Origin of the sequence: Aquimarina pacifica, assembly GCF_000520955.1 — a bacterium.
In the GTDB taxonomy this organism is placed as follows: domain Bacteria; phylum Bacteroidota; class Bacteroidia; order Flavobacteriales; family Flavobacteriaceae; genus Aquimarina; species Aquimarina pacifica.
On sequence record NZ_JACC01000062.1, the window covers coordinates 1 to 24016 of the forward strand.

Below are 24016 nucleotides of genomic sequence, written 5' to 3' on the forward strand. Positions count from 1 at the left end.
GGCGATTCGACTCCAATTGATTTTGGTACCGATAACTATTGGTATTGGATACTTGGTATTGCAATAGTTGCAATGGTAATACTACTTCTGTTTTTGTTAAAAAAAAGAATATAGAAGCATATACCCATAGTGATTTTTTTAACCAACTTCTTTTACTTAAGAGAAAGTGAAAATTCTAAAAATATAATTTGGACTTAATTCATCTTGTACTCAATACTTTTATTCTCAGGAGAATTGAAAAAAGACTCATGAGCACAAATATTTTTATACACTAACCTAAAACCGGATATTACGTTAGAAACTTTATTTGTAGTCATACTCATGGATTCTGGATCGGATACCACTATCGAATCCGACATTAATTCACTAATAACACCTACAATATTAATATATTTTAGTTTTATCTTTTTTAAATCCTCAAGGTTGGTAGGTACTTTTTTTTCGTAATTCTTTAGTCCCCTACTCTTCTTTCCTAACAAATCTATCTCCTGTTTACTAGATAAAGAATAGCACAACTTTAGTATCCCAAAAAATTCAACATTTACTTTGGGTATTGTATCAATCTTGACAGGTAAAGTGATGGCATCCACATTAGTCAAATAATTACCGAATAGTTCTTTGTTCTCAGGAATTTGATTTTGAGTTGCATAGTTAACGATGCCCCCTTTATGCAATAGGTATTCATGCAATCTGTTTTTCTTATATTCTGCAAACCCTTTAATCTGTTGCTCAGTGATTCCTAATACCGGATAATCATTGTATTTAGGACTATAAAAATACCCTTTATAAACTTCGCTATAGGTATCCTTTCCTTCGATCAGCCATAGAGGGACAGCATCATCATACATTTTAGTTTTATTATAAACCTTATTTAACCAGCGTAAATATGTTCTATATTGCTGATTAGTCGTCAATGTCTTTTCTATATAAGTGCTATCATTAAGCATTATAGTATTTGGCGGACTAACATTACCAAGGTTCTGAGCTTTTGCCACAGAGGACAAACCTAGAGTAAGAAAAAATAAACAGTAAAGTTTTACAAGAGCACTCTTTCTATAAATTATAATCATTCTCCTTGTACATTATGCATTCAGCATTGACCAAAGTCGATCTTTTAGTTCTTGCAATCCTTGTTGAGCAACAGAAGAAATAAATAAATAAGGAACAGCAAGCTGCTCATCAAGTTCTGCTTTTAATGCTTCTTTTAATTCGTCATCAAGCATATCACTTTTTGAGATAGCGATAAGCCGTTCTTTATCTAATAAATCAGGATTATATCGTCTCAACTCATCTAGAAGAATTTCATATTGTTCATTGATATCTTTCGCATCTGCAGGAACTAAAAATAACAATGTAGAATTACGCTCTATATGTCTCAAAAAGCGATGTCCAATACCTTTACCCTCTGCTGCACCTTCTATAATACCAGGAATATCTGCCATTACGAATGTTTGAAAATCTCTATGTGCTACAATACCAAGATTAGGCTTAAGTGTTGTAAACTCATAATCTGCAATTTTAGGTTTTGCAGATGTGATTACTGATAGCAATGTAGACTTACCTGCATTAGGGAAACCAACCAGACCTACATCAGCTAATACTTTAAGCTCTAATGTAATATCTTTCTCCTCTCCTTCAACTCCAGGTTGGGCATATCTCGGAGTTTGATTGGTAGGGCTTTTAAAATGCCAATTTCCTCTACCTCCCATTCCTCCTTGGGCCACTATATATTCTTGTCCTGTTTCGGTAATCTCCTTAATAACAACCTGAGTTTCGGTATCTCGAATTATAGTTCCTAGAGGTACATCGATATACACATCAGTCCCATCTGCTCCCGTACTTCTACTTTTACTACCATGTCCACCATGATCTGCTCTAAGGTGACGTTTGAATTTGAGAGGGTGTAAAGTCCACATATTAGGATTCGCCCTAACAATAATATGACCACCTCGACCACCATCACCGCCGTCAGGGCCTCCTTTGGTAATAAACTTTTCACGATGCAAATGTACAGACCCTCCTCCTCCGTTTCCCGAGGTTACATGCAACTTTACATAATCTACAAAATTTCCTTCTGTCATAACTCATTACCTGTTATCCTGATACCCTTGTAGCACTAACCTATAGTACTCAAAGAAATACCAAAATCTTCTTTATTAACTTATTTTATTTCTTCTATGAGAAAAGATTCACTTATAACACTAACCAGACTACAAGGTGTCTATAACAGACACTAACCTTTCTGTAATCTCATTGATAGCTCCAACACCATCTACTCCAAAATATTTATCTTGTTTTTGATAATAATTTTTCAGGATAGCCGTCTCATCATAATAAACTTTGATTCGATTTCTAATCACCCCTTCGTCGCTATCATCAGCTCTTCCTGATGTTTTTCCTCTTTCGAGTAATCGCTGTACCAATACCTCATCATCTACTTCTAGAGCTACCATTGCACTTACCGAAGTACCTTTCGAAGTTAATAATTCTGCTAATGAATCTGCTTGCGCTTCTGTCCTTGGGAAACCATCAAAAATAAAACCTTTTGCATCTGAATTTTTATCAACTTCTGCATTTAGCATATTAATAGTTACTTCATCAGGTACCAATTGCCCTTTATCAATATATGACTTTGCGAGCGTTCCTAATTCAGTAGCATTTTTAATATTATATCTAAACACATCTCCTGTTGAGATATGTACCAAATTATATTTTTGTTTCAATACTTCTGCCTGTGTTCCTTTTCCTGCTCCTGGAGGTCCGAATAACACCAAATTTGTCATATTAGTTGATTTTAGTTGATAAACGTCTGTAAGATTACGTCCTAAACCATTATAGTCTAATCCATATCCTACAATAAATCGTTTCGGAATTTCGATTCCGACATAATCGATATTTATATTTTTGTTATACACTTCTGGTTTCAAAAACAAGGTAACTACTTTATAAGTCTCACAACCTTTGCTTTCTAATAATCCTGACAACGCTTCTATAGTCGTACCTGTATCTATAATATCCTCTATAATTACTACAGTACGTCCAACAACATCTTCTTCTAACCCAATTAATTCATTCACACGGTTCGTAGTAGCAGTTCCTTCATAAGAAGTCAATTTAACAAAACTAACTTCACAACTATGAGTATAGCGTTTCAACACCTCTGTTGCAAACATAAAAGCCCCATTAAGTACGACAATAAACAAAGGGTTTTCGTCTACCAGATCCTCATTTAGCTTATCAGATACCTCATCTATTGCTGCTTCGATTCGATCCTTATTAAGAAAAGGAACAAACCATAAATCGTGCAACTTAATCATCTCTTTCATAATGCCTGTACATGGCTTTTAATTGAAAGGCGCAAAGATAGTGATTACAAATAAGACTTAATAATAGTTTAGTCACAGCATTTAGCTCATATTATTGCAATAATTCCTTCTGAAAAAATTATTTTTGTGCCTGTAAAGCAAATATGAAACCCCGTTTATGGCAAATTTTTTCTCATCAAACTTCAAATTAGGAATATTGGGAGGTGGTCAATTAGGTAAGATGATGTTATATGAAACTAGAAAGTATGATATCAAAACGCATGTATTAGACCCTGATTCTAATGCTCCCAGTAAAATTTCCTGTGACTATTTTGAAGAAGGTAGTTTAATGGATTATGATACAGTTTACACATTTGGAAAAAATGTAGACATTCTTACTTTTGAGATTGAAACAGTAAATCTAAAAGCATTAAAACAACTCGAGAAAGAAGGAACAAAAGTATACCCCAGTCCAGCGACTTTAGAAAAAATACAAAACAAAGGGGTGCAAAAGCTATTCTACGAAAAGAATAAAATCCCAACGGCCAAATTTAACAAGTTTGCAAATAAAGCACATCTAACAGAAGGGATTACTGCAAACAAAATTAAACTTCCTTTTATCTGGAAAAGTACTCAAGGAGGGTATGATGGCAAGGGAGTTTCTGTTATAAAATCCGGAGCAGATTTAACAAAAATACCAGATACAGAATGTATAGCCGAAGAGTTGATTAATTTCAAAAATGAGCTAGCAGTTATTGTTGTAAGAAGTGCCGGAGGAGAAATTAAGACGTATCCAGTTGTAGAGATGGAATTTCATCCAGAGGCGAATCAAGTAGAATATGTTATTTGTCCTGCAAGAATTGATAACAAAATCGCTAAAAAAGCAATTACAATCGCTCAGAAAGTATCACAAAAATTTGAGCATGTTGGTATATTAGCTGTAGAAATGTTTCAAACTCAAGATGATGAAATTTTAGTAAATGAAGTAGCTCCGAGACCTCATAATAGCGGACACTATAGTATTGAGGCTAGTTATACGAATCAATTCGAACAGCATATTAGAGCTATCCTTGACCTACCTTTAGGAGCTACAGAAAGTAAATTAGGAGGTATCATGGTAAATCTTGTTGGTGAGGAAGATCATACAGGTCCTGTGCTTTATAAAAATATAGAAGACATTCTAAAAATGAAAGGTGTGACACCTCATATTTATGGCAAAAAGCAAACACGACCTTTCAGAAAAATGGGACATGTGACCATAGTAAATGAAAATATTGATGAGGCAAGAAAAATTGCAGAAAAAGTAAAAAACACCATAAAAGTAGTTAGTAAATCATGATATATCGTATATAATTATAATATACCTTATAAAAAAAGCCTAACTACTAGTGAAACTAAAAGGTGACTTTTGTAGTTCAAAAATGATCCTAGCGAATAATAAAAAATAAAATAAGAAATGAGTAAAATAGGAATTATAATGGGAAGTACCAGCGACTTACCCATTATGCAACAAGCAATTGAGGTATTAGAGGGATTTGATATCGAAATCGAAGTTGATATTGTTTCTGCGCACCGCACCCCAGAAAAACTATTTGACTATGCCAAAAATGCACATAGTAGAGGAATTAAAGTAATCATTGCTGGTGCAGGTGGCGCCGCTCACCTCCCTGGTATGGTTGCTTCTTTATCACCGCTTCCGGTAATTGGTGTACCCGTTAAATCTCGAAACTCTATTGATGGATGGGACTCTGTTTTATCTATATTACAAATGCCTGGTGGTGTTCCGGTGGCAACCGTAGCTCTTGATGGTGCTCTTAATGCTGGTATTCTAGCAGCACAAATTATTGGAGCAAATGACCCTTGTGTTTTAGATAAAATTTTGGTGTATAAAGAAGGATTAAAACAAAAAGTTATTAAAGGGGCAAAAGAGGTCAGTACCAAATAAATTAATATATCCGTAAAATGATTAGATGAATAAATTGAGGTACGTTTTTAAAAGCACACTTCTTTTTAATTAATTTTTCTGTTTTTTTTCAGAACAACATAAACAAAAAAAGAGTCACTCCTCAGTGACTCTTTCTAATATCGGATCTTACAAAAGAATATAACAATATTTATTAACCAACTTAAATATATTACACAAAAAATTCACAGTAAGATCCTACTCTTAAAACCTGAGACAAAGGTAAAACCTTACAGCAGTTACACAATAAAAGTAGTGTGTAAATATTTCATATTTTCGATGAAATACATATAAAATCGATGAAATACATAATTTAACGTTTTTTAATATTTTTTTAACTTCAAAAAGCGTACAAAATCTTAAAGTTTTGTTAAAAAACAAGAAATTTCCCCGATCAACACAAAGAAAGGGTCACGATATTTGTGACCCTTTCGATATATTTGGTCTTCGTATTAAAACAATTATTCCTATTCATACCCCAAATAAAAATAACACGTGTTTTTTAATACTCAACCATACTAATAAACCTATTCAAATGTATGGGTACAAAAATTAGTTCACTCGTAAATGAAATCATTTAAAAGTCATTTTTCGACGAAAAGGTCTTTTTATCGACATAAAACCAATTCGTATCTTTGCCGCATAAGACTATCTTGATTTTTTAATAAAAGATAATGTATACTAGATGGTATACATATGAATTAAAAGAAAAGAACCTATGTAAAAGTGATACCATAGGCAAACAAAATATAATTAACACAAAGAGAAAATAGTATTAAAACAATGAACAATCCTTTATTACAATTATTTGATATAGCTCCATTCTCAAAAATATCAACAGATCATTTTTTACCTGCAATCAAAAACGGAATTTCCTTGGCTAAAAAAGAAATAGAAACCATTGTTTCTAATCCTGACCTGCCAACATTTACTAATACAATAGAAGCTCTTGATTATAGCGGTGAACTACTAGATAGAGTAACCAGCATATTTTTTAATCTTAATAGTGCAGAAACAAATGAAGAAATTCAAAAAATTGCACAAGAAGCCTCTCCTCTACTTTCAGAATTTAGCAATGATATTGCTTTAAATCTAGATTTGTTTAAAAAAATTGAAACTGTTTACAGTCAAAAAGAGACTTTAGATCTTACTACTGAGCAATTACAACTACTAGATAAGCGATATAAATCATTTTCTAGAAATGGAGCTAACTTACCAGATCAGAAAAAAGAAAAACTTCGCGCTATTGACAAAGAACTCTCTTCATTGAGCTTAAAATTTGGCGAAAATGTACTTGCAGAGACTAATAAGTTTGAAATGCTCCTTACCGATGAATCTGACCTATCGGGGCTTCCTGAGGGTGCAAAAGAAGCTGCCAAAGCAATGGCAAAAGAAAAAGGCAAAGAAGGTTGGTTAATTACTTTAGATTATCCTAGCTACATACCATTTATTACGTATGCAGATAATAGAGCATTACGCAAAAAACTGGCGCTGGCCTTCGGGTCCAAAGGGTTTCATAATGATGAACTCGACAATCAAGATACCGTGCTACAGATCGCAAACCTTAGACATCAACGCGCAGAATTACTTGGGTATGCATCTCATGCCCATTACGTATTAGAAGAGAGAATGGCCGAGACTCCTGATAAAGTATTTTCTTTTCTTGAAGAAATCCTTCAGAAAGCAAAACCGGCTGCCGAAAGAGAATTTAAGCAACTAGAATCTTTTGCAAAAGATCTTGATGAAATTGATCAGCTACAAAAATGGGATGGCGCATATTATTCTGAAAAATTAAAACAAAAGTTATTTGATCTGGACGATGAAAAGTTAAAGCCATATTTTAAGTTAGAAAATGTAATTGATGGAGTATTTACGATTGCATCAAAACTATTTGGGCTCAACTTTGAACCAACTAGCGAAGTTGATATCTATAGTGAAGAAGTAAAGACCTATGATGTCACTGATCAAGATGGAAATCCAATAGCTCTTTTTTATGCAGATTTTCACCCTCGCCCAGGAAAACGTAATGGGGCATGGATGACGTCTTATAAATCGCAAATGAAAAAGAACGGTAAAAACATTCGACCACATGTTTCTATCGTTTGTAATTTTACAAAACCTACGCCCAGCAAGCCGTCATTACTTACCTTTAATGAAGTGACTACTTTATTTCATGAGTTTGGTCATGCCTTACATGGTATGCTCGCTAACACTAAATATCCAGGACTTTCAGGGACAAGTGTATATTGGGATTTTGTAGAGTTACCCAGTCAAGTGTTTGAAAATTGGTGCTACGAAAAAGAAGCATTAGAATTATTTGCAAAGCATTATGAAACCGGAGAGGTAATACCAATGGAGCTGATAGAGAAAATTAAAAAATCTTCGACCTATATGGAAGGAATGGCAACCTTACGCCAATTAAGTTTTGGATTACTCGATATGTCTTGGCATTCAAAAAACCCAAAAGACATTAAAAGTGTAAAAGTGCATGAAAAAAAGACATTTGCAGGTACTTCTTTATATCCTGATGTAGAAGAAAATTGCATGAGTACTTCCTTTTCTCATATTTTTCAAGGAGGATATTCTGCAGGATATTACTCCTATAAATGGGCAGAAGTATTAGATGCCGATGCTTTTGAATATTTTAAGGAAAATGGGATTTTTGACCCAGAAATCGCCGGCAAGTTTAAAGAACATGTTCTTTCTAAAGGAGGTACCGAAAACCCTATGACATTATATAAACGTTTTAGGGGGCAAGAACCTAAACCAGAAGCTTTATTAAGACGTGCAGGATTAATCAAATAAGAATATAGGGCCAAAACCTTAACTAAGGGTTTTGGCCCCATAATTTTATCAATTTCTAAAACAAAATAAATTTAATTTTCAATATTTTTTGAAAGTTTGGAATTTTTAATATATTTGTACCATGAATTACGAAGAAGCAAAAAATAAGTTTATTTCTACCTGGGGCTCCTTAGGAACTTTATGGGGGATTAATAAGGCAATGGCTCAAATCCATGCACTACTACTTATATCTCCTGACCCATTATCTATGGAAGAAATCATGGAAGAATTACAGATTTCTAGAGGGAATACAAGTATGAACTTAAGACAATTGATTGATTGGGGAATTGTTTTTAAGGAAAATAAAATGGGGGAACGAAAAGAATATTTTACCTCAGAAAAAGATGTACAGGAGCTATCAAGACAGATAGCAAAAGAAAGAAGCCGACGAGAACTAAAACCTACAATCAAAGTACTAAAGGACGTCTCTAATATAAAAGAAGACGGAACAGCAAAAACAGAAGAACTGATAAAACAAACAAAAGCATTGCATGATATGGCAGACACCTTAGATATTATGATGAACAAGGTAATTGGCCAAGATCATAACTGGATCACCAAAACACTAGTGAAACTGATAAAATAAAAAAGTTGAACCAGAAATAAAATAGGAGCATAACTCCTTTTTATTTTAATAAAATATTTCAATTTTTTCTGAAACTTTAAAATAATTAAAATATGAAATTATTATACAAAATAAACCAATGGAGTTTTATACTCACCTTACTTCTATATTTGACTATATATTTCGGACTAATTGCCCAAATTGTCCTCGGTGGACTACAACTCCTTTTCGCAATAATTATGTTCTTTCGCTGGGGTGAACTTACCATTACGTTAAGAAAACATCTTTTATATTATTCAACATTAGTGGTTTTATATGCCATGGGATATCTAGTGTTTAAAAACATAGTGACCTCATATGTTGCCATTGCTTGTATCACTTTTATTCCCATGTCAATAGCTGGGTATTTTGTATACATCACCTATAAAACACAAGAAGTATTATCAAATCAACCTAGTAAAGAAACCAAAATTACGATAGAATGAATAGTTATACAATCTTTGAAAAACTAAAAGAAAAAAGCAGTACTACCAACGAGAAAATCATCAAATTTTATGATGAGGCTACAGAGGATTATGAATTCTGGAGTAAAGATTTCAATATGCACTTCGGGTATTACATCCCTTTTAAAACCAATTTTCTTAAAAGAGATACCATGCTCAATCAAATGAATGATCAAGTGTTTGATCGATTACAACCCCCAAAACAAAATGCTGTGGTAGTAGATCTAGGATGTGGTATGGGTGGCACTATTCGTCATGGATTAAGAAAATATCCCTTACTGCATATAATAGGTGTTTCTTTATCAAATTTTCAAGTTACTGAGGGTAATAAAAGGCTAAAAAACATGAATGGACTTTTATTAGAAGAAAATTTTTGTGACACGACATTTGCAAGTAATAGTATCGATGGTACCTATGCGATAGAAAGTTTCTGCCATGCTGGACATAGTTTTGATGCATTAAAAGAAGCACACCGAATCCTTAAACCCGGATCGAGATTAGTCATTGCCGATGCCTTCTTAAAAAAAGAAGAAAACGAATTATGTATAGGAGATGAATATTGCTATAACCAGCTTTGTAAAGGATGGAGCCTTGATGGGTTAGGAAATATTAATACGGTTCATAAACATCTAGAACGTATCGGTTTTAAAAATATACACATCGAAGACATCTCATTTAGAGTTGCTCCTTCTGTATTGCATGTACCTTTTGCCACCATTGGGTTTATCTTAAAAAAAATCCTTAAAAAACAAGAGATACAACCCCAAAGCTGGAAAAACCTAAAGGGATCATTATTCGCGCTACTTTCTGGTTTACACATGAAAAGCTTTGGATATTATTTAGTCACCGCAGAAAAATAAAAAATGAATACTTATTCTTTTAGACAGACCAAATTATGGGGTTATATTCTGATGGCAGCATGTACTTCGAGTATTATTTTATATTACTATGCCAAGTCAATTCCCTCAGTTATTCCCAAAGACAATCTACTAAAAGAAATATGTATGTGCTCAGGTCAAATTTTATGGCAAGGAATCATAATGCGACTATGGGTAAAAGGAGAAATTACAAAATACCTATCTCAAATGATTACGATCTCTTTGTTAGGTTCTTTGGCTTTAATACCAATAATTATTCTTAATTCTAGAGCAGAAATTGGTTTAGAATTTAAAATGACGGGATTCTTTTTGATTGTAGCTTGCATGATTATAGAACATGCCAGAAGGGTAAAAAAAATCGCGCTTCCAGAATACTTAACATATACATGGATCTTATATCGAATATTTTGGATCCCCTTATTATTATTTTAAATTAAAAGACAATGAAAAAAATGATTATTGCCGCAGGCACGGGTTTTCTAGGGCAAGTACTAGTATCCCATTTTAGATCAAAAGTAGAGACCATTATAGTACTTACCCGAGGAAAAAATAAAGTTGAAAATAATATCTATTTCATACATTGGGATGCAAAAACTCTAGGAGAATGGGCAAAAGAACTCGAAGGTGCAGACATATTGATTAACATGACAGGTAAATCGGTAGATTGTAGATATACTCAGAAAAACAAAAATGGGATCTTATACTCAAGAACAGAATCTACAGCTGTATTAGGAATGGCAATTAACGCTTGCAATAACCCTCCTAAAACATGGATAAATTCTTCTACTGCGACGATCTACAGACACTCATTAGACAAAGAAATGAACGAAGAAGATGGCGAAATAGGAAATGGATTTTCTGTAAGCGTTGCCAAAGCATGGGAGGAATCATTTTTTTCTCAAAAAACCACCAAAACAAGAAAAGTAGCTCTAAGAACATCTATAGTTTTAGGAAAAAAAGGTGGTGCGCTCCCCCCATTAGTGCGCCTAACAAAAATAGGAATGGGAGGTAAACAAGGTAACGGAAATCAAAAAATAAGTTGGATCCATGAACTTGATTTCGCAAGAAGTGTAGCATTTGTAATCGATCAGACACAGATCACTGGTGTAATTAATATCGTTTCAAAAAAGCCTACGACCAATAAGGTATTTATGAATACTTTGAGGAATGTTTTAAAAATACCTTTTGGTATTCCTATGACAAAACCTGTATTAGAACTCGGTGCCAAAATAATCAAAACTGAAACCGAACTTATTTTGAAAAGTAGAAACGTTATTCCCAAAAAATTAGAAGATCATGGTTTTGTCTTTTTATATCCTAATCTAAGAGTTGCGTTAGAAAACCTTGTTAAGTGATACTAATTAAAGATACTTGCAAACCTATAAAAGTCCAAGCTCATCGAATATGGCAAGAATATATCTCAAAACCAAAATATATGCTCCTGTAGCTAAAGTATTCGACTTATCAAGGAGCATTGATTTTCATGTACAGTCTGCTCAAAAAACCAAAGAAAAAGCTATTGCAGGAAGAACATCTGGGTTGATAAAACTCAATGAAACTGTTACCTGGAGGGGAAAGCATTTTGGATTTTACTTAACTCACCAAAGTAAAATTACTAGGTTTGATGCCCTTAATCATTTTACAGATGAAATGATCCAAGGTCATTTCAAAAGTTTTAAACACCAACATAATTTTTATAAAATGTCAACATATATCGAAATGGTTGATATTATAGATTATCGCTTGCCCTGTGGCTTTTTAGGCAAAATATTCGATTTCATTTTTCTAAGAAAATACTTAACAAAATTTCTTACTTCGAGAAATGAATTTATAAAATCACATGCTGAAGTTTCTGAACTGAAAAAGGAACAATGACACACTCATTACCCCAAAAAAAGATCTGAAAATAAAAACTCAAAACACCAAAATTTAGGATCTAGCAAACAAAACATTAACTACAAGTTTATATTCATTTCGTTAAATCGTATTTAAGATTCAACTTTTTATTTTATTTTTAACCATTCGTACATAAAACTGTTTCACTATGAAGTGTTTTAAATTGCGTTTTGTATACTAATACGTTTTAAAATAGTAGTAAGGCCGATTAAGTGATATTATCAAATAACATTTAATATTTTTTTAAGCCAAATAGAAGACGCATAAAGTCTAATTGATTTTTAACGCACTAATAATGTGAAGAACCCAACAAGAGAAAGAATAATGTCAACAAACATCTTAGACCCCAATTCTTGGGTAGACAAATACAGTGATTACCTTTTTAATTATACTATTGTAAGAGTCGATGATGCTGAGATTGCCAAAGATATTGTACAAGAAACATTCTTTGCTGGGCTTAAATCTATGAAAAACTTTAAAGGTGAAGCCAGTGAACGTACTTGGTTAATTTCTATTCTAAAAAGAAAAATCATAGACCACTACCGTAAAATTAATAGTAATAAAGGGAAAGCAGAAGTACGCATTAATTATAACTCAGACTCTGAGACAGAGGGAGACTGGTTAGAAGAGCGTGTGGCAGACCCCTATGACAGTACTGTAGACAGCAAAATTGAGAATAAAGAACTTGGACTTGCGATTCATAACTGCATTCAGAAACTTCCTGAAAAACAAGCAGCTATATTCAAAATGAAAACGATTGATGGTTTTGAAACCGAAGCCATTTGTAATGAATTTGATATTACTTCGTCTAATCTATGGGTAATAATCCATAGAGCGCGTACGGCAATGGCTGAGTGTATAGAAAAAAATTGGTTTTAGAAAAAATGAGTATATTAAAAAAGATTTTTGTAAGCTGCCCTGAGGCGAATCACTTTTGTGATAAAAATCAGTATAAAGAAGCTTCTTTGTTAGATAAGATAAAATTAAACCTTCATCTCATATACTGTCGTGCGTGTAGAAAATATTCTGCTAATAATGGTAAATTGACTAAGTTAATTAAAAACCCAAAGGTTAAAAGCATACCTATTTCTGATAAAGAATTAATGAAGGAATTATTGCGAAAAAAAATGTCAGAATAACATAAATTTCTGATTTTTTTACATTTTTATATCTGATATTCATTTACTCAAGAATAGATTTTAAAACCCAAATAATAAAAAGCCAAAAAATTGGGATGCTTTCTACCCAAAAAGAGCAATAGTATTTAGACTGTCGTTTTTCTGTCCCCCACAAAAACAATAAACTTATTGTAGTGATTAAGATTGTACTTAAAATCTCTACAGAAGATAACAACTCTTCTTTGGCAATAGTTACTAATAAAAAGATAGCAAGTAAAATACTTCCGAAAATTTTAGTTCGAGTTACGCCAATACGCTGCGGCACTGTTTCTAAAGAGGAATCATCATACTGAAGATCCCTAATCTCAAAAGGTAACATCATAACAACAATAAATAAAAAGCGCTGAATCATCTCTATCCAAAAATCCATTGTAATACTCTTTTCAGAATAGGTTATCGGAATTAAAACAGTGATCCCCGCCCAAAGCAAAGCAATTATAAAAATTTTAACTCCTGCCAAACTCCTCAAATTCTTATTTTTAGGAAAAACAGGCACTACGTATAAAATCGTAAGTGTTATAAAAGGAAATAGATATAAAATCTTCAGGAACGAAAACCTTGATAAAAAATACACAAAAAGAATACTACTTATGATAGTAATTAAATGAATGCCGCCCATGGACTTATTTATTCTTTTGTGATACAGCTTTGACACCTCTGAATATTTCACAAAATTATAAGCTGTTATAGCACCAAAAAAGCTAAAAAACATCAAGCTATACTGACCCGATATTTCATATTTTAAGAAAGTAACTTGAACCAGTGCACATATTGCCAAAGCAACATGAAAACTTCCATTAATATAAAACTTGAATATGTTTTTTAGGGTTTCCACGTCGCTAATTTAAGGTTATATGTTAACAATACCTGAATTTGGTTAAAAACTTGATACTTCATGGTTAATTAATTGTGAATTTTTTAGCAATTAAATATGTAATTTTGCCGACTCAATCTCAACTGTTTTTCGCTATGAAAACTGACTCATTTAAACTGCGTCATATAGGTCCATCAGAAAAGGATCTTGATGATATGCTAACAACTATCAAAGCAGCGTCTATTGATCAACTTATTTATGAAACAATTCCTGACGACATCCTTATAAAAAAACCTTTGGATCTGCCGGCTGCAATAAGTGAACAAGAATATGCAGCACATATGCAAAAGCTATCTTCTCAAAATAAGGTATTTAAAACGTATATCGGTCTCGGTTATCACGAAGCCTGTATTCCTGCTGTCATTCAAAGAAATATTCTAGAAAACCCGGGATGGTATACTGCCTATACACCTTATCAGGCAGAAATAGCACAAGGAAGATTAGAAGCATTGCTAAATTATCAAACAATGATTTGCGATCTTACGGGTATGGAGCTTGCAAATGCCTCCTTATTAGATGAAAGCACAGCTGCGGCAGAAGCAATGACCATGTTATTTGCTTCACGTACCAGAGACCAGAAAAAAAAGAATGTCAACAAGTTTTTTGTATCTAAAGAAATATTACCTCAAACATTATCTTTATTACAAACCAGAGCAATTCCGCTTTCTATTGAGCTTGTTATAGGAGATCACCAGCAATTCGAATTTTCTTCTGATTTTTATGGAGCAATTTTGCAATACCCAGGGGTGTCAGGGCAAGTATTTGATTATGCCGATTTCGTAGAAAAAGCACATTCTTCTGAAATTAAAGTAGCCGTTGCCGCTGATATATTAAGTCTGGTAACCCTGAAATCTCCGGGAAGTTTTGGTGTCGATGTTGTAGTAGGAACTACACAAAGATTTGGGATTCCATTGGGATATGGTGGTCCACATGCAGGATTCTTTGCAACAAAAGAGGCATATAAAAGAAATATTCCAGGTAGAATCATTGGGGTAACTCAAGATGTAAATGGAAATCGCGCATTGCGAATGGCACTACAAACTAGAGAACAACATATCAAACGGGATAGAGCGACTTCTAATATATGTACGGCTCAGGTACTTCTTGCTGTAATGGCCGGAATGTATGCAGTATATCATGGCCCTAAAGGGTTGTCATATATCGCTTCAAAAGTTAATTCTTCGACAACATCATTAGCCGAGGCATTAAATGAATTAGGGTATGAACAGCTTAATACTATATATTTTGATACCATTCGCATCAAGGCGGATACTTCCAAAGTAAAAAAAATAGCTCAATTACAAGAAGTTAACTTCTATTACCCAGACCATGAAACTGTAGCAATATCACTTAACGAAGCTACAACAATTGATGATATTAATGTGATTATAAAAATCTTTGCGGAAGTAGCAAATAAAGAAAATATCACTGTAGAAGAAATTCAATCTTCGAGTACCATTCCTGTGAATTTACAACGTGCTACCGACTTCTTAACGCATGATGTATTTAACACATATCATTCTGAAACAAAATTAATGAGATATATCAAGCGACTAGAGCGTAAAGATTTATCATTAAACCACTCAATGATACCATTAGGTTCCTGTACCATGAAACTTAATGCGGCTTCAGAAATGTTGCCATTAAGTGATCCACAATGGGGCAACATACACCCATTTGTTCCGACAGAACAAGCGCAAGGTTATCAAACCGTACTAACAAAACTAGAAAATCAACTTACAGAAATTACTGGTTTTTCGGCTACATCATTACAACCCAATTCTGGTGCCCAGGGAGAGTTTGCTGGACTTATGGTCATCAAAGCATATCACGAATCTAGAGGCGATCATCATCGTAACATTTGTCTTATCCCCTCTTCTGCACATGGTACTAATCCTGCCTCTGCTGTTATGGCAGGGATGAAAGTTATTGTTACCAAAGCAACCGATGAAGGTAATATTGATGTAGAAGATTTATTAGCAAAAGCAGAACAACATAAAGATAATCTTTCTGCTTTGATGGTCACATATCCATCTACTCATGGTGTTTATGAATCTGCTATCAAAAAGATTACTAAAATTATACATGATAATGGCGGTCAGGTATATATGGATGGAGCCAATATGAATGCTCAAGTAGGGCTGACTAATCCAGGTGCAATTGGCGCAGATGTTTGCCACCTCAACTTGCACAAAACTTTTGCAATACCGCATGGTGGTGGTGGACCTGGTGTAGGACCTATTTGTGTTGCTAAACAACTGGTTCCCTTTTTACCTGGCAATCCTGTAATACCTACAGGAGGTGATCAAGGTATTACAGCAATTTCTGGCGCTCCATGGGGATCTGCACTGGCGTGCTTGATATCATACGGATATATCACTATGTTGGGTACCAAAGGACTCAAAAAAGCTACAGAATATGCTATTTTGAATGCCAATTATATAAAAGAACGTCTTGATGGACATTACGATGTTTTGTATGTTGGCGAAAGAGGAAGAGCTGCTCATGAGATGATTATTGATTGCCGACCATTTAAGGCAAATGGCATAGAGGTTACTGATATTGCAAAAAGACTAATGGATTATGGTTTTCATGCCCCTACAGTCTCTTTTCCGGTTGCTGGCACCATGATGATAGAACCCACAGAAAGCGAAGGGAAATCAGAAATTGATCGTTTTTGCAATGCCATGATTTCTATTCGAGAAGAAATAAAAGAAGCGACACCAGATGAGTCAAATAATGTACTAAAAAATGCACCTCATACCTTATCCATGCTTACTTCAGACAGTTGGGATTTCCCGTACTCTAGAGAACAAGCAGCATACCCACTACCCTATATTATGGACAATAAATTTTGGCCCTCAGTACGGCGTGTAGATGATGCATATGGAGATAGAAACCTAATTTGTACCTGTGCACCAATTGAAGCATATGTAGAAGCAGAAGCTTAAAACAAAACGATCTAGATATCACTCTGAGCCTGTCGAAGTATACTTGTTATGCAAGTTTCCTAATATCTTTGACAAGCTCAGAGTGACAATAGAAAAACCTTGGTATAACCATATTGCCCTTTTTTATATATAGCAAAACCTAAAAACTTTAACGCTGCCTTAAGTTATGAAAGATATTACCTCTAGAAAAGACATAGCGTTTTTAATGAGTGATTTTTATAACAAAGCTATTGCACATCCAGAGATAGGTGTATTTTTTACAGATATTGCTAGAATTGACCTTATAAAACATTTGCCTGAAATCACCGACTTTTGGGAACAGCAATTATTCAGAAAAGGTGGGTATAAAAAAAATGTCTTACAAATTCATAAAGATCTTGACCTCAAAAAGAAATTAAAAAAAGTCCATTTCGAAACCTGGTTATCTCTTTTTAATAAAAGCGTAGATGATTTTTTTATAGGAGAAAAAGCAGAGCTAATAAAAACCAGAGCTTTATCAATTTCTATTATGATGCGTTCTAAAATAGATTAAGAAATATCTTTCTTTCTATTAAGTTTCTACAGTTTTATATCAAAACATTAGAAATATACCGTTCTTAAAAGAGGTTGGGTATCGTAAAAAATATTATGCATGCATAATATTGTAACTTATTATTTGTACATTATGTACCAAACACAGAATGAAAACGATGCACACCAAAATAACCGGAACGGGAAGCTATATACCTAGTCAAATAGAGAGAAATGAGGATTTTGCTAATCATCAGTTTTTTAACGATAACGGAACTCCGATAGAAAGTGATATACACTCTATAATAGATAAATTCAAAAAAATTACAGGTATTGAAGAGCGTAGATATGCCTCAAATCATCTGAACACATCAGATTTAGCATTTTTATCTGCTGAAAAAGCGATTAAAGACGCACAGATTGATCCAGAAACACTTAACTATATTATTGTAGCTCATAATTTTGGAGATGTTGACAAAAACTCAGCACAAGGTGATACCGTACCAAGCCTTGCTGCAAGAGTAAAGCACAAACTCAAAATAAAAAATCCTTTTTGTGTAGCGTATGATGTTCTTTTTGGTTGTCCGGGCTGGATAGAGGGCGTTATACAAGCAAATTCGTTCATCCGTAGTAATATGGCCCAAAAGTGCTTGATCATTGGGGCAGAAACTTTATCAAGAGTTATTGATCCTCATGATCGCGACTCTATGATTTATTCTGATGGTTCGGGTGCAGTAATTCTAGAAAAAACCGAAAAAGAAGGAGGAATACTCTCTTCGGTAAGTGCCTCATATACTTTAGAAGAAAGCGATTTTTTATTCTTTGATAAAACCTATAATAATAGCATTACTGATGACAATAAATACATCAAGATGCAAGGTAGAAAGATATACGAATTTGCGCTAAATAGGGTTCCTTCAGCAATGAAAGCATGTCTTGATGATGTAGGTCTTCATTGTAATGACATTAGCAAAATTCTAATTCATCAGGCTAATGAAAAAATGGATGAAGCAATCGTAAAAAGATTCTATAAGTTATATGACCAAACTGTTCCTGATAATGTAATGCCTATGATCATCCAAACTTTAGGAAATAGCAGTGTTGCTACCATACCAACATTATATGATCTTTTGCTAAAAGAAAAAATAAAAGATCAACATATTAACGAAGGAGATATTTTACTATTTGCAAGTGTAGGTGCCGGCATGAATATTAATGCCTTTGTATACCAAGTATAATTACATAGGAACTAGTTCGCAAAAACAATTCAAATTTATTAGAGAATTGACTATTTTTACGAATCTAAATTATTGACGCACCTATTATGTACGAAGGAACTTTTCCTCACAAACGATATAAAGAAACCTTAGAATTCTTACGAAAAAATGTTCCAGCCCCTGCAAAAATTCTTGATTTAGGCGTACGTAACCCCTTTGTCGATTTTATGGAAAAGGAAGGATATACGGTCTCTAATACATCGGGAGAAGATTTAGACATTGATACTACAGCTGTAAAAACTAACAACTCAGATGTTTTGACTGCATTCGAAATTTTTGAACATCTCATAGCTCCTTTTAATGTTCTAAGAGATGCCAAAGCTGATAGACTAGTTGCTTCAATACCACTAAAATTATGGTTCTCTTCTGCGTACCGAAGTAAAACAGATCTTTGGGATCGTCATTATCACGAATTTGAAGATTGGCAATTTGATTGGTTACTAGAAAAGGCTGGTTGGGAGATTAAAGCCAAAAAGAAATGGACACATCCTATAAAAAAAATAGGATTTAGACCACTGCTCAGGCTTTTCACACCAAGATACTACATTGTTTATGCTGAAAGAAAAAAGTAATCCTTACAATTTAATACCTTCTAGAATGTATTTAAAGCAAATAATCTCTACCGTTTGAAAATTTACATTGTTATACCAGCGCATAATGAGGAAAAGTTTATCGCAAAAACTTTGCAATCTCTAGTAGCACAATCTTTATTACCTCAAAAAATTGTAGTTGTTAATGATCATTCTACAGATCAAACAAGAAAGATTGTTAATCAATTCGTGACACAATACGATTTTATAGAAATAATAGACACAGCATCTTCAGAGGATCATATGCCCGGGAGTAAGGTAATTAATGCTTTTAATGAAGGGTACAATACACTTGATCAAGACTATGAAATTATTTGCAAATTTGATGCAGATCTTATCTTCCCGGCAGACTATTTAGAAAAAATAACAAATTGGTTTAAAGAAGATGATCGTATTGGTATGGTTGGGGGCTTCTGTTATATCAAAAAAAATGACCGCTGGATACTAGAAAACTTAACCAATAAAGATCATATAAGAGGAGCACTAAAAGCTTACAGAAAATCATGTTTTAAAGATATTGAAGGTCTTAAGCCTGCTATGGGATGGGATACTATTGACGAATTATTAGCCCAGTACCACAATTGGCAGATTAAAACCGATACTACATTACATGTCAAGCATCTTAAACCAACAGGGAATACTTATAACCAAAAATCAAAGTACAAACAAGGCGAAGCTTTTTATCGCATGCGTTATGGTTTTTGGATAACACTAATAGCTTCTGTAAAATTAGGGCTTCTCAAAAAACAACCTGTGCTAATCAAAGACTATATAATTGGTTATTATAAAGCCAAAAGAGAGCAACAACCCTTTTTAGTATCAAAAACAGAAGGTGTATATATTCGTACGTTGCGCTGGAAAAAAATAAAAGAAAAATTGTTTTAATTTTCAAAAACAGACAAGTCTGTCTTTTTTATATTATTATTTTCTTATATTTGCATCATGAAACATTCTTTGATAAAGCAACATATTATAGAAACTGCTTCTACCCTCTTCTATAAGAATGGGTATAATCTTACCGGGATAAATGAGATTATAAAAGAATCAGGAATTGCAAAGGCAACCCTATATAACCACTTTAGTTCCAAAGAAGATATTTGTCTGGCTTATTTACAATTCAAAAATAATGGTTTCAAAAAAGATATTAAATCCTTCATAGATAATTCAAAAAAGGGCAAAAATCAATTATATGCATTATTTAATTTTTTGTTAGAATTCTATGACCACAAAGATTTTAATGGATGTTGGTGCCTTAATACCTTTGCCGAAATTCCAAAAGATAATCAACGAATACGAAAAGAAATTCAGAAACAAAAAGAAGATTTTATCAGATTTATTCAAGAACTAATCATAGAAAATTATAATCAAGGTACTATCGCGAAAAACGAAATGTTAGCAAAACAAATCTACTTGATCTACGAAAGTGCTATTTCTGAAAGCAAAGTTCACCAAAATCAATGGCCGATAAAGGCAGGATTACATCTGTGTAAAACGATAGTTAACTAAAAAAATTTATTAATTAAAAGACAGACTTGTCTGTCTAAATAACAAACATCACTTTATGAATACTTTTAACAATAAAATAGCCCTAGTAATAGGAGGAACAAGCGGAATCGGTAAAGCAACTGTAAATTCTTTACTTAAAGAAGGAGCGACTGTTCATGTAGTAGGTCGAACTGTATCTAAAATACCAGATGCAGATCGTCTAATCAAACATCAGGTTGACATAACTAATATGCAAAATGTAAACAAACTGACTATTACTATTTCTCAATTAGATCGTCTCGATTACCTGGTTAATGCTTCAGGGATTTTTGGCCCCAAAGCATTTCTAGATCACACACTCGAAGACTATGATTCATACCAAGACCTAAACAGAGGTTTCTTTTTTCTTACACAAGCGGCTGCAAAAAAAATGAAAGAACATACTAGTGGTTCTATAGTTAATGTAGGGTCGATGTGGGCAAAACAAGCAGTAAAAGCAACTCCTTCCTCTGCTTATTCTATGCAAAAAGCAGGACTTCATTCGTTAACACAACATTTGGCAATGGAGCTTTCTGATTATGGGATTAGAGTAAACGCAGTATCCCCTGCTGTTGTTGAAACCCCCGTCTATGATAGTGTTTTTGGTAGTGCTGAAGAAGCGAAAAAGGCTTTAGTAGGGTTTAATAACTTTCATCCCATAGGTAGAAATGGGACTCCGCAAGATATAGCTAATAGTATTACTTTTCTACTCTCAGATCAAGCATCTTGGGTCACTGGGGCTATATGGGATACAGATGGAGGAGTATTAGCAGGGAGAAATTAACTTAAAAAATAAGATTTCTTATACCACATTAGTAAGGGTAAGGTTTTTAAAAAAACCTTACCCTTTTTTTAAACCATCAATTGACATAAAATTCAAAAAGAAAAATCATGTTGATATATTATACTGATTAGAAAAGTTATGTTTTAGCTTTACTAAAATACTTCTTACACTTCAAACAAAGAAAAAAACGAAAAATCCAGTAAGAAAAAACATTTTTATAACGAATTGAAAAAAGTTTAAAGTACAGTAAGCCATAAAAACAAAAAAAAGAGGTTACTTACACCAATATTATTGACCAACTAATAAACGTATACCTATAATACCGATGAGATTACTAGTCACAATCTTAATGGCTTTTATCATTTCTCATGCTAACGCCACTATAAAAGATAGTTTACAAAGTAGCTATAATACTACTTCTTCTAAGAAAGAAAAATTTAAATTATCTATGTTGTTGGCTAAAGAAAGTAAAGACTCTACCCTTTTTTGGCTTCAAAAAGGAATTGATATTGCAAAACAAGAACAAAAAGATTCTTGGTTGGCAAAAGCATTAGTTAAACAAGGAAGAGCGTATATCAAACATGAACAATATATTTCTGCTATTTCTTCTTATAACAAGGCCATAAGAATTTATGAAAGCAAAAAGGATACAGTAAATCTTGAAAAAACAAGAAATAAACTAGGAAACGTTTTGCAACTTAATGGGGAATATCAAAAAGCATTTTCGGCGTACAGATCAAATTTAGAGTTTGCCATGGCATCGCAAAACCCAAAAAAGATCAAAAAGTTATATTGGAAAATGATTTTTACGTTGTATAATTCTTGTGAATATGACATTGCATTTCATTACTGCCTCAAATTCGAGGAACTACTTAAAAACACCAAGGATACCGATGGTCTGCACATTGTATGGATGATGAAAGGATATATTTATTATGATTTAGAAGAATACAAGCGATCAGAAAAATGCTTTGAGAATATGCTACATGCAGTACAAAATTCTTCCGAAAAAAGAAAGATACATATCAAAACTATGTATCAAGGTATGCTGGCAGAATTTGAAATCATAAGAGGAAATAACCTATTAGCCGCGCAATTATTAGATTCGGTAATTCATTATTACCAAAAAAAAGAAGACAAACTTCTTGAGGGTTATTTTAAAATGAAAAAAGCAAAGCCCACCAACAAATTAGGGAAAAAAAAGGATGCGCAACAACTACTCTATCAGGCAAAGTCTGCACTATCTGGTAAAGGGATAAATAAAAAACTCTTTGAACTCTATATTCATCTAGCCGAGTTTCATCTAGAACATAATGAATTATCTGAAGCAATCAAATACGCAAACATGGTTATCGATTTGCACCAAAAATATGGGCTCACTCGAGAATTGTTTAAAGCGCATAAGATCTTGTCTCAAATCTATGATCAAAAAGAAGATCTCAACAATGCCCTTTTTCATCTCAAAGAATACCAAAAACTCATCGATCGTTCTGGCAACTTACGCGTGGTCAATGCTATTAAGCATATGGAATTAGATCACAATGAGAAATCACAACAAAGAGAGATTGCCTCTCTAGAATTAGAAAATGCAGAGACAAAAAGCATACTTGATAGGCAACGCAGGATTATTGGAATCTTTATCATTGGAGGAATAGTATTACTTATTTTGATTATAATCTCTTATTATATTTTCAAACAAAGACAAGAATTAGCAAAGAAAAATGCAGACATACAGGCCATCAAAGCTCAAATGGAAGGCGAAGAAAAAGAACGCAATCGAATTGCTAGAGATTTACATGACGGGGTTGTTAGCGATTTAGCAGGACTCAAAATGACACTGCATACCCTAGAAAAAGACGAGACATCACATCAACATATTATCGAAAACCTGACTAGTATTTCTAAAGAGGTCCGTATAGTTTCGCACAACTTGTCTTCTCCTCTATTTATTGATAATAATTTTCGAGAAGTACTTGAGCATTATTTAAACCAATTTTCTCAGAAGGAAGATAGCTTACAAATTAAATCCAAAATAGATCCAAAAATAAACTGGAATACTGTTGATGCGCATGTTCAGATTTCATTATATAGAATTATTCAGGAAGTGGTTCATAATGCAGTGAAGCATTCAAATGCTTCTGTTCTTGACATTCAATTACTCTGCCATCCTGAATATATGAATCTTTTGGTTGAAGACAATGGTAAAGGAATCTCATTTGATTCAAAAATAACAAGTAGAGGTCTAAAAAATATTTCAGAAAGAGTAAAAGCCCTTGATGGAGACTTTGAAATAGACAGCATCCCTAATGCATATACTATCATCAATATTAATATCCCTTTAACTCTGTGACGTCCTGAATAATCGTTACAAGAA

At 33.4% G+C, this 24016-nt stretch carries 23 protein-coding genes; 19 read left to right on the forward strand and 4 right to left on the reverse strand.

Going from position 1 to position 24016, the window contains the following annotated elements:
- Positions 1-194: 194 nt before the first annotated feature.
- The 3 genes from DZ60_RS0120990 to DZ60_RS24775 form a co-directional block, all read right to left on the reverse strand.
- Complete coding sequence (locus DZ60_RS0120990) at positions 195-1070, reverse strand: hypothetical protein (RefSeq protein WP_025743982.1); 876 nt, start codon at positions 1068-1070, stop codon at positions 195-197.
- A gap of 12 nt (positions 1071-1082) precedes the next feature.
- On the reverse strand, positions 1083-2081 hold the full coding sequence (obgE, locus tag DZ60_RS0120995) for a GTPase ObgE (RefSeq protein ID WP_025743983.1): 999 nt from the start codon (positions 2079-2081) through the stop codon (positions 1083-1085).
- Between the two features lie 129 nt (positions 2082-2210).
- On the reverse strand, positions 2211-3317 hold the full coding sequence (locus DZ60_RS24775; protein WP_081740553.1) for an adenylate kinase: 1107 nt from the start codon (positions 3315-3317) through the stop codon (positions 2211-2213).
- 166 nt (positions 3318-3483) lie between these two features.
- Here DZ60_RS24775 and DZ60_RS0121005 point away from each other — a divergent pair, with 166 nt between their 5' ends.
- The 11 genes from DZ60_RS0121005 to DZ60_RS0121055 all read left to right on the forward strand — a co-directional run bounded on the left by DZ60_RS0121005 (position 3484) and on the right by DZ60_RS0121055 (position 13093).
- Positions 3484-4644: a 5-(carboxyamino)imidazole ribonucleotide synthase gene (locus tag DZ60_RS0121005; RefSeq protein ID WP_025743985.1), complete on the forward strand. Its 1161-nt coding sequence runs from the start codon at positions 3484-3486 to the stop codon at positions 4642-4644.
- 117 nt (positions 4645-4761) lie between these two features.
- On the forward strand, positions 4762-5250 hold the full coding sequence (gene purE, locus DZ60_RS0121010; protein WP_025743986.1) for a 5-(carboxyamino)imidazole ribonucleotide mutase: 489 nt from the start codon (positions 4762-4764) through the stop codon (positions 5248-5250).
- An 801-nt stretch (positions 5251-6051) separates the two neighbouring features.
- Positions 6052-8073, forward strand: a complete 2022-nt coding sequence (locus tag DZ60_RS0121015; protein WP_025743987.1) for a M3 family metallopeptidase — start codon at positions 6052-6054, stop codon at positions 8071-8073.
- A 121-nt stretch (positions 8074-8194) separates the two neighbouring features.
- Positions 8195-8698, forward strand: coding sequence for a GbsR/MarR family transcriptional regulator (locus DZ60_RS0121020; RefSeq protein WP_025743988.1), 504 nt, complete (start codon positions 8195-8197; stop codon positions 8696-8698).
- 92 nt (positions 8699-8790) lie between these two features.
- A complete protein-coding gene (locus DZ60_RS23585; protein WP_034230268.1) occupies positions 8791-9162 on the forward strand; it encodes a hypothetical protein in 372 nt (123 codons plus the stop codon).
- Positions 9159-10040 carry a methyltransferase domain-containing protein gene (locus DZ60_RS0121030; RefSeq protein ID WP_025743990.1) on the forward strand — a complete coding sequence of 294 codons (882 nt, stop codon included), beginning with the start codon at positions 9159-9161 and terminating at the stop codon, positions 10038-10040. The genes DZ60_RS23585 and DZ60_RS0121030 overlap by 4 nt, the downstream gene beginning before the upstream one ends.
- Positions 10041-10043: 3 nt before the next feature.
- Positions 10044-10490 carry a hypothetical protein gene (locus tag DZ60_RS0121035; RefSeq protein WP_025743991.1) on the forward strand — a complete coding sequence of 149 codons (447 nt, stop codon included), beginning with the start codon at positions 10044-10046 and terminating at the stop codon, positions 10488-10490.
- Between the two features lie 11 nt (positions 10491-10501).
- A complete protein-coding gene (locus DZ60_RS0121040) occupies positions 10502-11413 on the forward strand; it encodes a TIGR01777 family oxidoreductase (RefSeq protein ID WP_025743992.1) in 912 nt (303 codons plus the stop codon).
- A 49-nt stretch (positions 11414-11462) separates the two neighbouring features.
- Entirely contained in the window at positions 11463-11933 is a 471-nt protein-coding gene (locus tag DZ60_RS0121045; RefSeq protein ID WP_025743994.1) for an SRPBCC family protein, read from the forward strand.
- Between the two features lie 345 nt (positions 11934-12278).
- A complete protein-coding gene (locus DZ60_RS0121050) occupies positions 12279-12833 on the forward strand; it encodes a sigma-70 family RNA polymerase sigma factor (protein WP_025743995.1) in 555 nt (184 codons plus the stop codon).
- Positions 12834-12838: 5 nt separating this feature from the next.
- Positions 12839-13093 (forward strand): hypothetical protein, encoded by a 255-nt coding sequence (locus DZ60_RS0121055; protein ID WP_025743996.1) that lies wholly within the window; start codon positions 12839-12841, stop codon positions 13091-13093.
- A gap of 43 nt (positions 13094-13136) precedes the next feature.
- Here the strand turns inward: DZ60_RS0121055 and DZ60_RS24990 are convergent, their stop codons facing one another.
- Positions 13137-13967, reverse strand: coding sequence for a UbiA prenyltransferase family protein (locus tag DZ60_RS24990; RefSeq protein WP_025743997.1), 831 nt, complete (start codon positions 13965-13967; stop codon positions 13137-13139).
- A gap of 134 nt (positions 13968-14101) precedes the next feature.
- Here DZ60_RS24990 and gcvP point away from each other — a divergent pair, with 134 nt between their 5' ends.
- The 8 genes from gcvP (at position 14102) to DZ60_RS0121100 (ending at position 23992) form a co-directional block, all read left to right on the forward strand.
- On the forward strand, positions 14102-16957 hold the full coding sequence (gcvP, locus tag DZ60_RS0121065) for an aminomethyl-transferring glycine dehydrogenase (protein ID WP_025743998.1): 2856 nt from the start codon (positions 14102-14104) through the stop codon (positions 16955-16957).
- A gap of 166 nt (positions 16958-17123) precedes the next feature.
- Positions 17124-17489: a group III truncated hemoglobin gene (locus DZ60_RS0121070; RefSeq protein WP_025743999.1), complete on the forward strand. Its 366-nt coding sequence runs from the start codon at positions 17124-17126 to the stop codon at positions 17487-17489.
- 157 nt (positions 17490-17646) lie between these two features.
- Complete coding sequence (locus DZ60_RS0121075) at positions 17647-18705, forward strand: 3-oxoacyl-ACP synthase III family protein (protein WP_025744000.1); 1059 nt, start codon at positions 17647-17649, stop codon at positions 18703-18705.
- Positions 18706-18791: 86 nt separating this feature from the next.
- Positions 18792-19316, forward strand: coding sequence for a methyltransferase (locus tag DZ60_RS0121080; RefSeq protein ID WP_025744001.1), 525 nt, complete (start codon positions 18792-18794; stop codon positions 19314-19316).
- Positions 19317-19370: 54 nt separating this feature from the next.
- Positions 19371-20219, forward strand: coding sequence for a glycosyltransferase family 2 protein (locus DZ60_RS0121085; protein ID WP_025744002.1), 849 nt, complete (start codon positions 19371-19373; stop codon positions 20217-20219).
- Positions 20220-20276: 57 nt separating this feature from the next.
- Positions 20277-20840, forward strand: coding sequence for a TetR/AcrR family transcriptional regulator (locus DZ60_RS0121090; RefSeq protein ID WP_025744003.1), 564 nt, complete (start codon positions 20277-20279; stop codon positions 20838-20840).
- Between the two features lie 55 nt (positions 20841-20895).
- Positions 20896-21642 carry an SDR family NAD(P)-dependent oxidoreductase gene (locus DZ60_RS0121095; RefSeq protein ID WP_025744004.1) on the forward strand — a complete coding sequence of 249 codons (747 nt, stop codon included), beginning with the start codon at positions 20896-20898 and terminating at the stop codon, positions 21640-21642.
- Between the two features lie 325 nt (positions 21643-21967).
- Entirely contained in the window at positions 21968-23992 is a 2025-nt protein-coding gene (locus DZ60_RS0121100) for a tetratricopeptide repeat-containing sensor histidine kinase (RefSeq protein ID WP_081740552.1), read from the forward strand.
- Positions 23993-24016 lie beyond the last annotated feature (24 nt).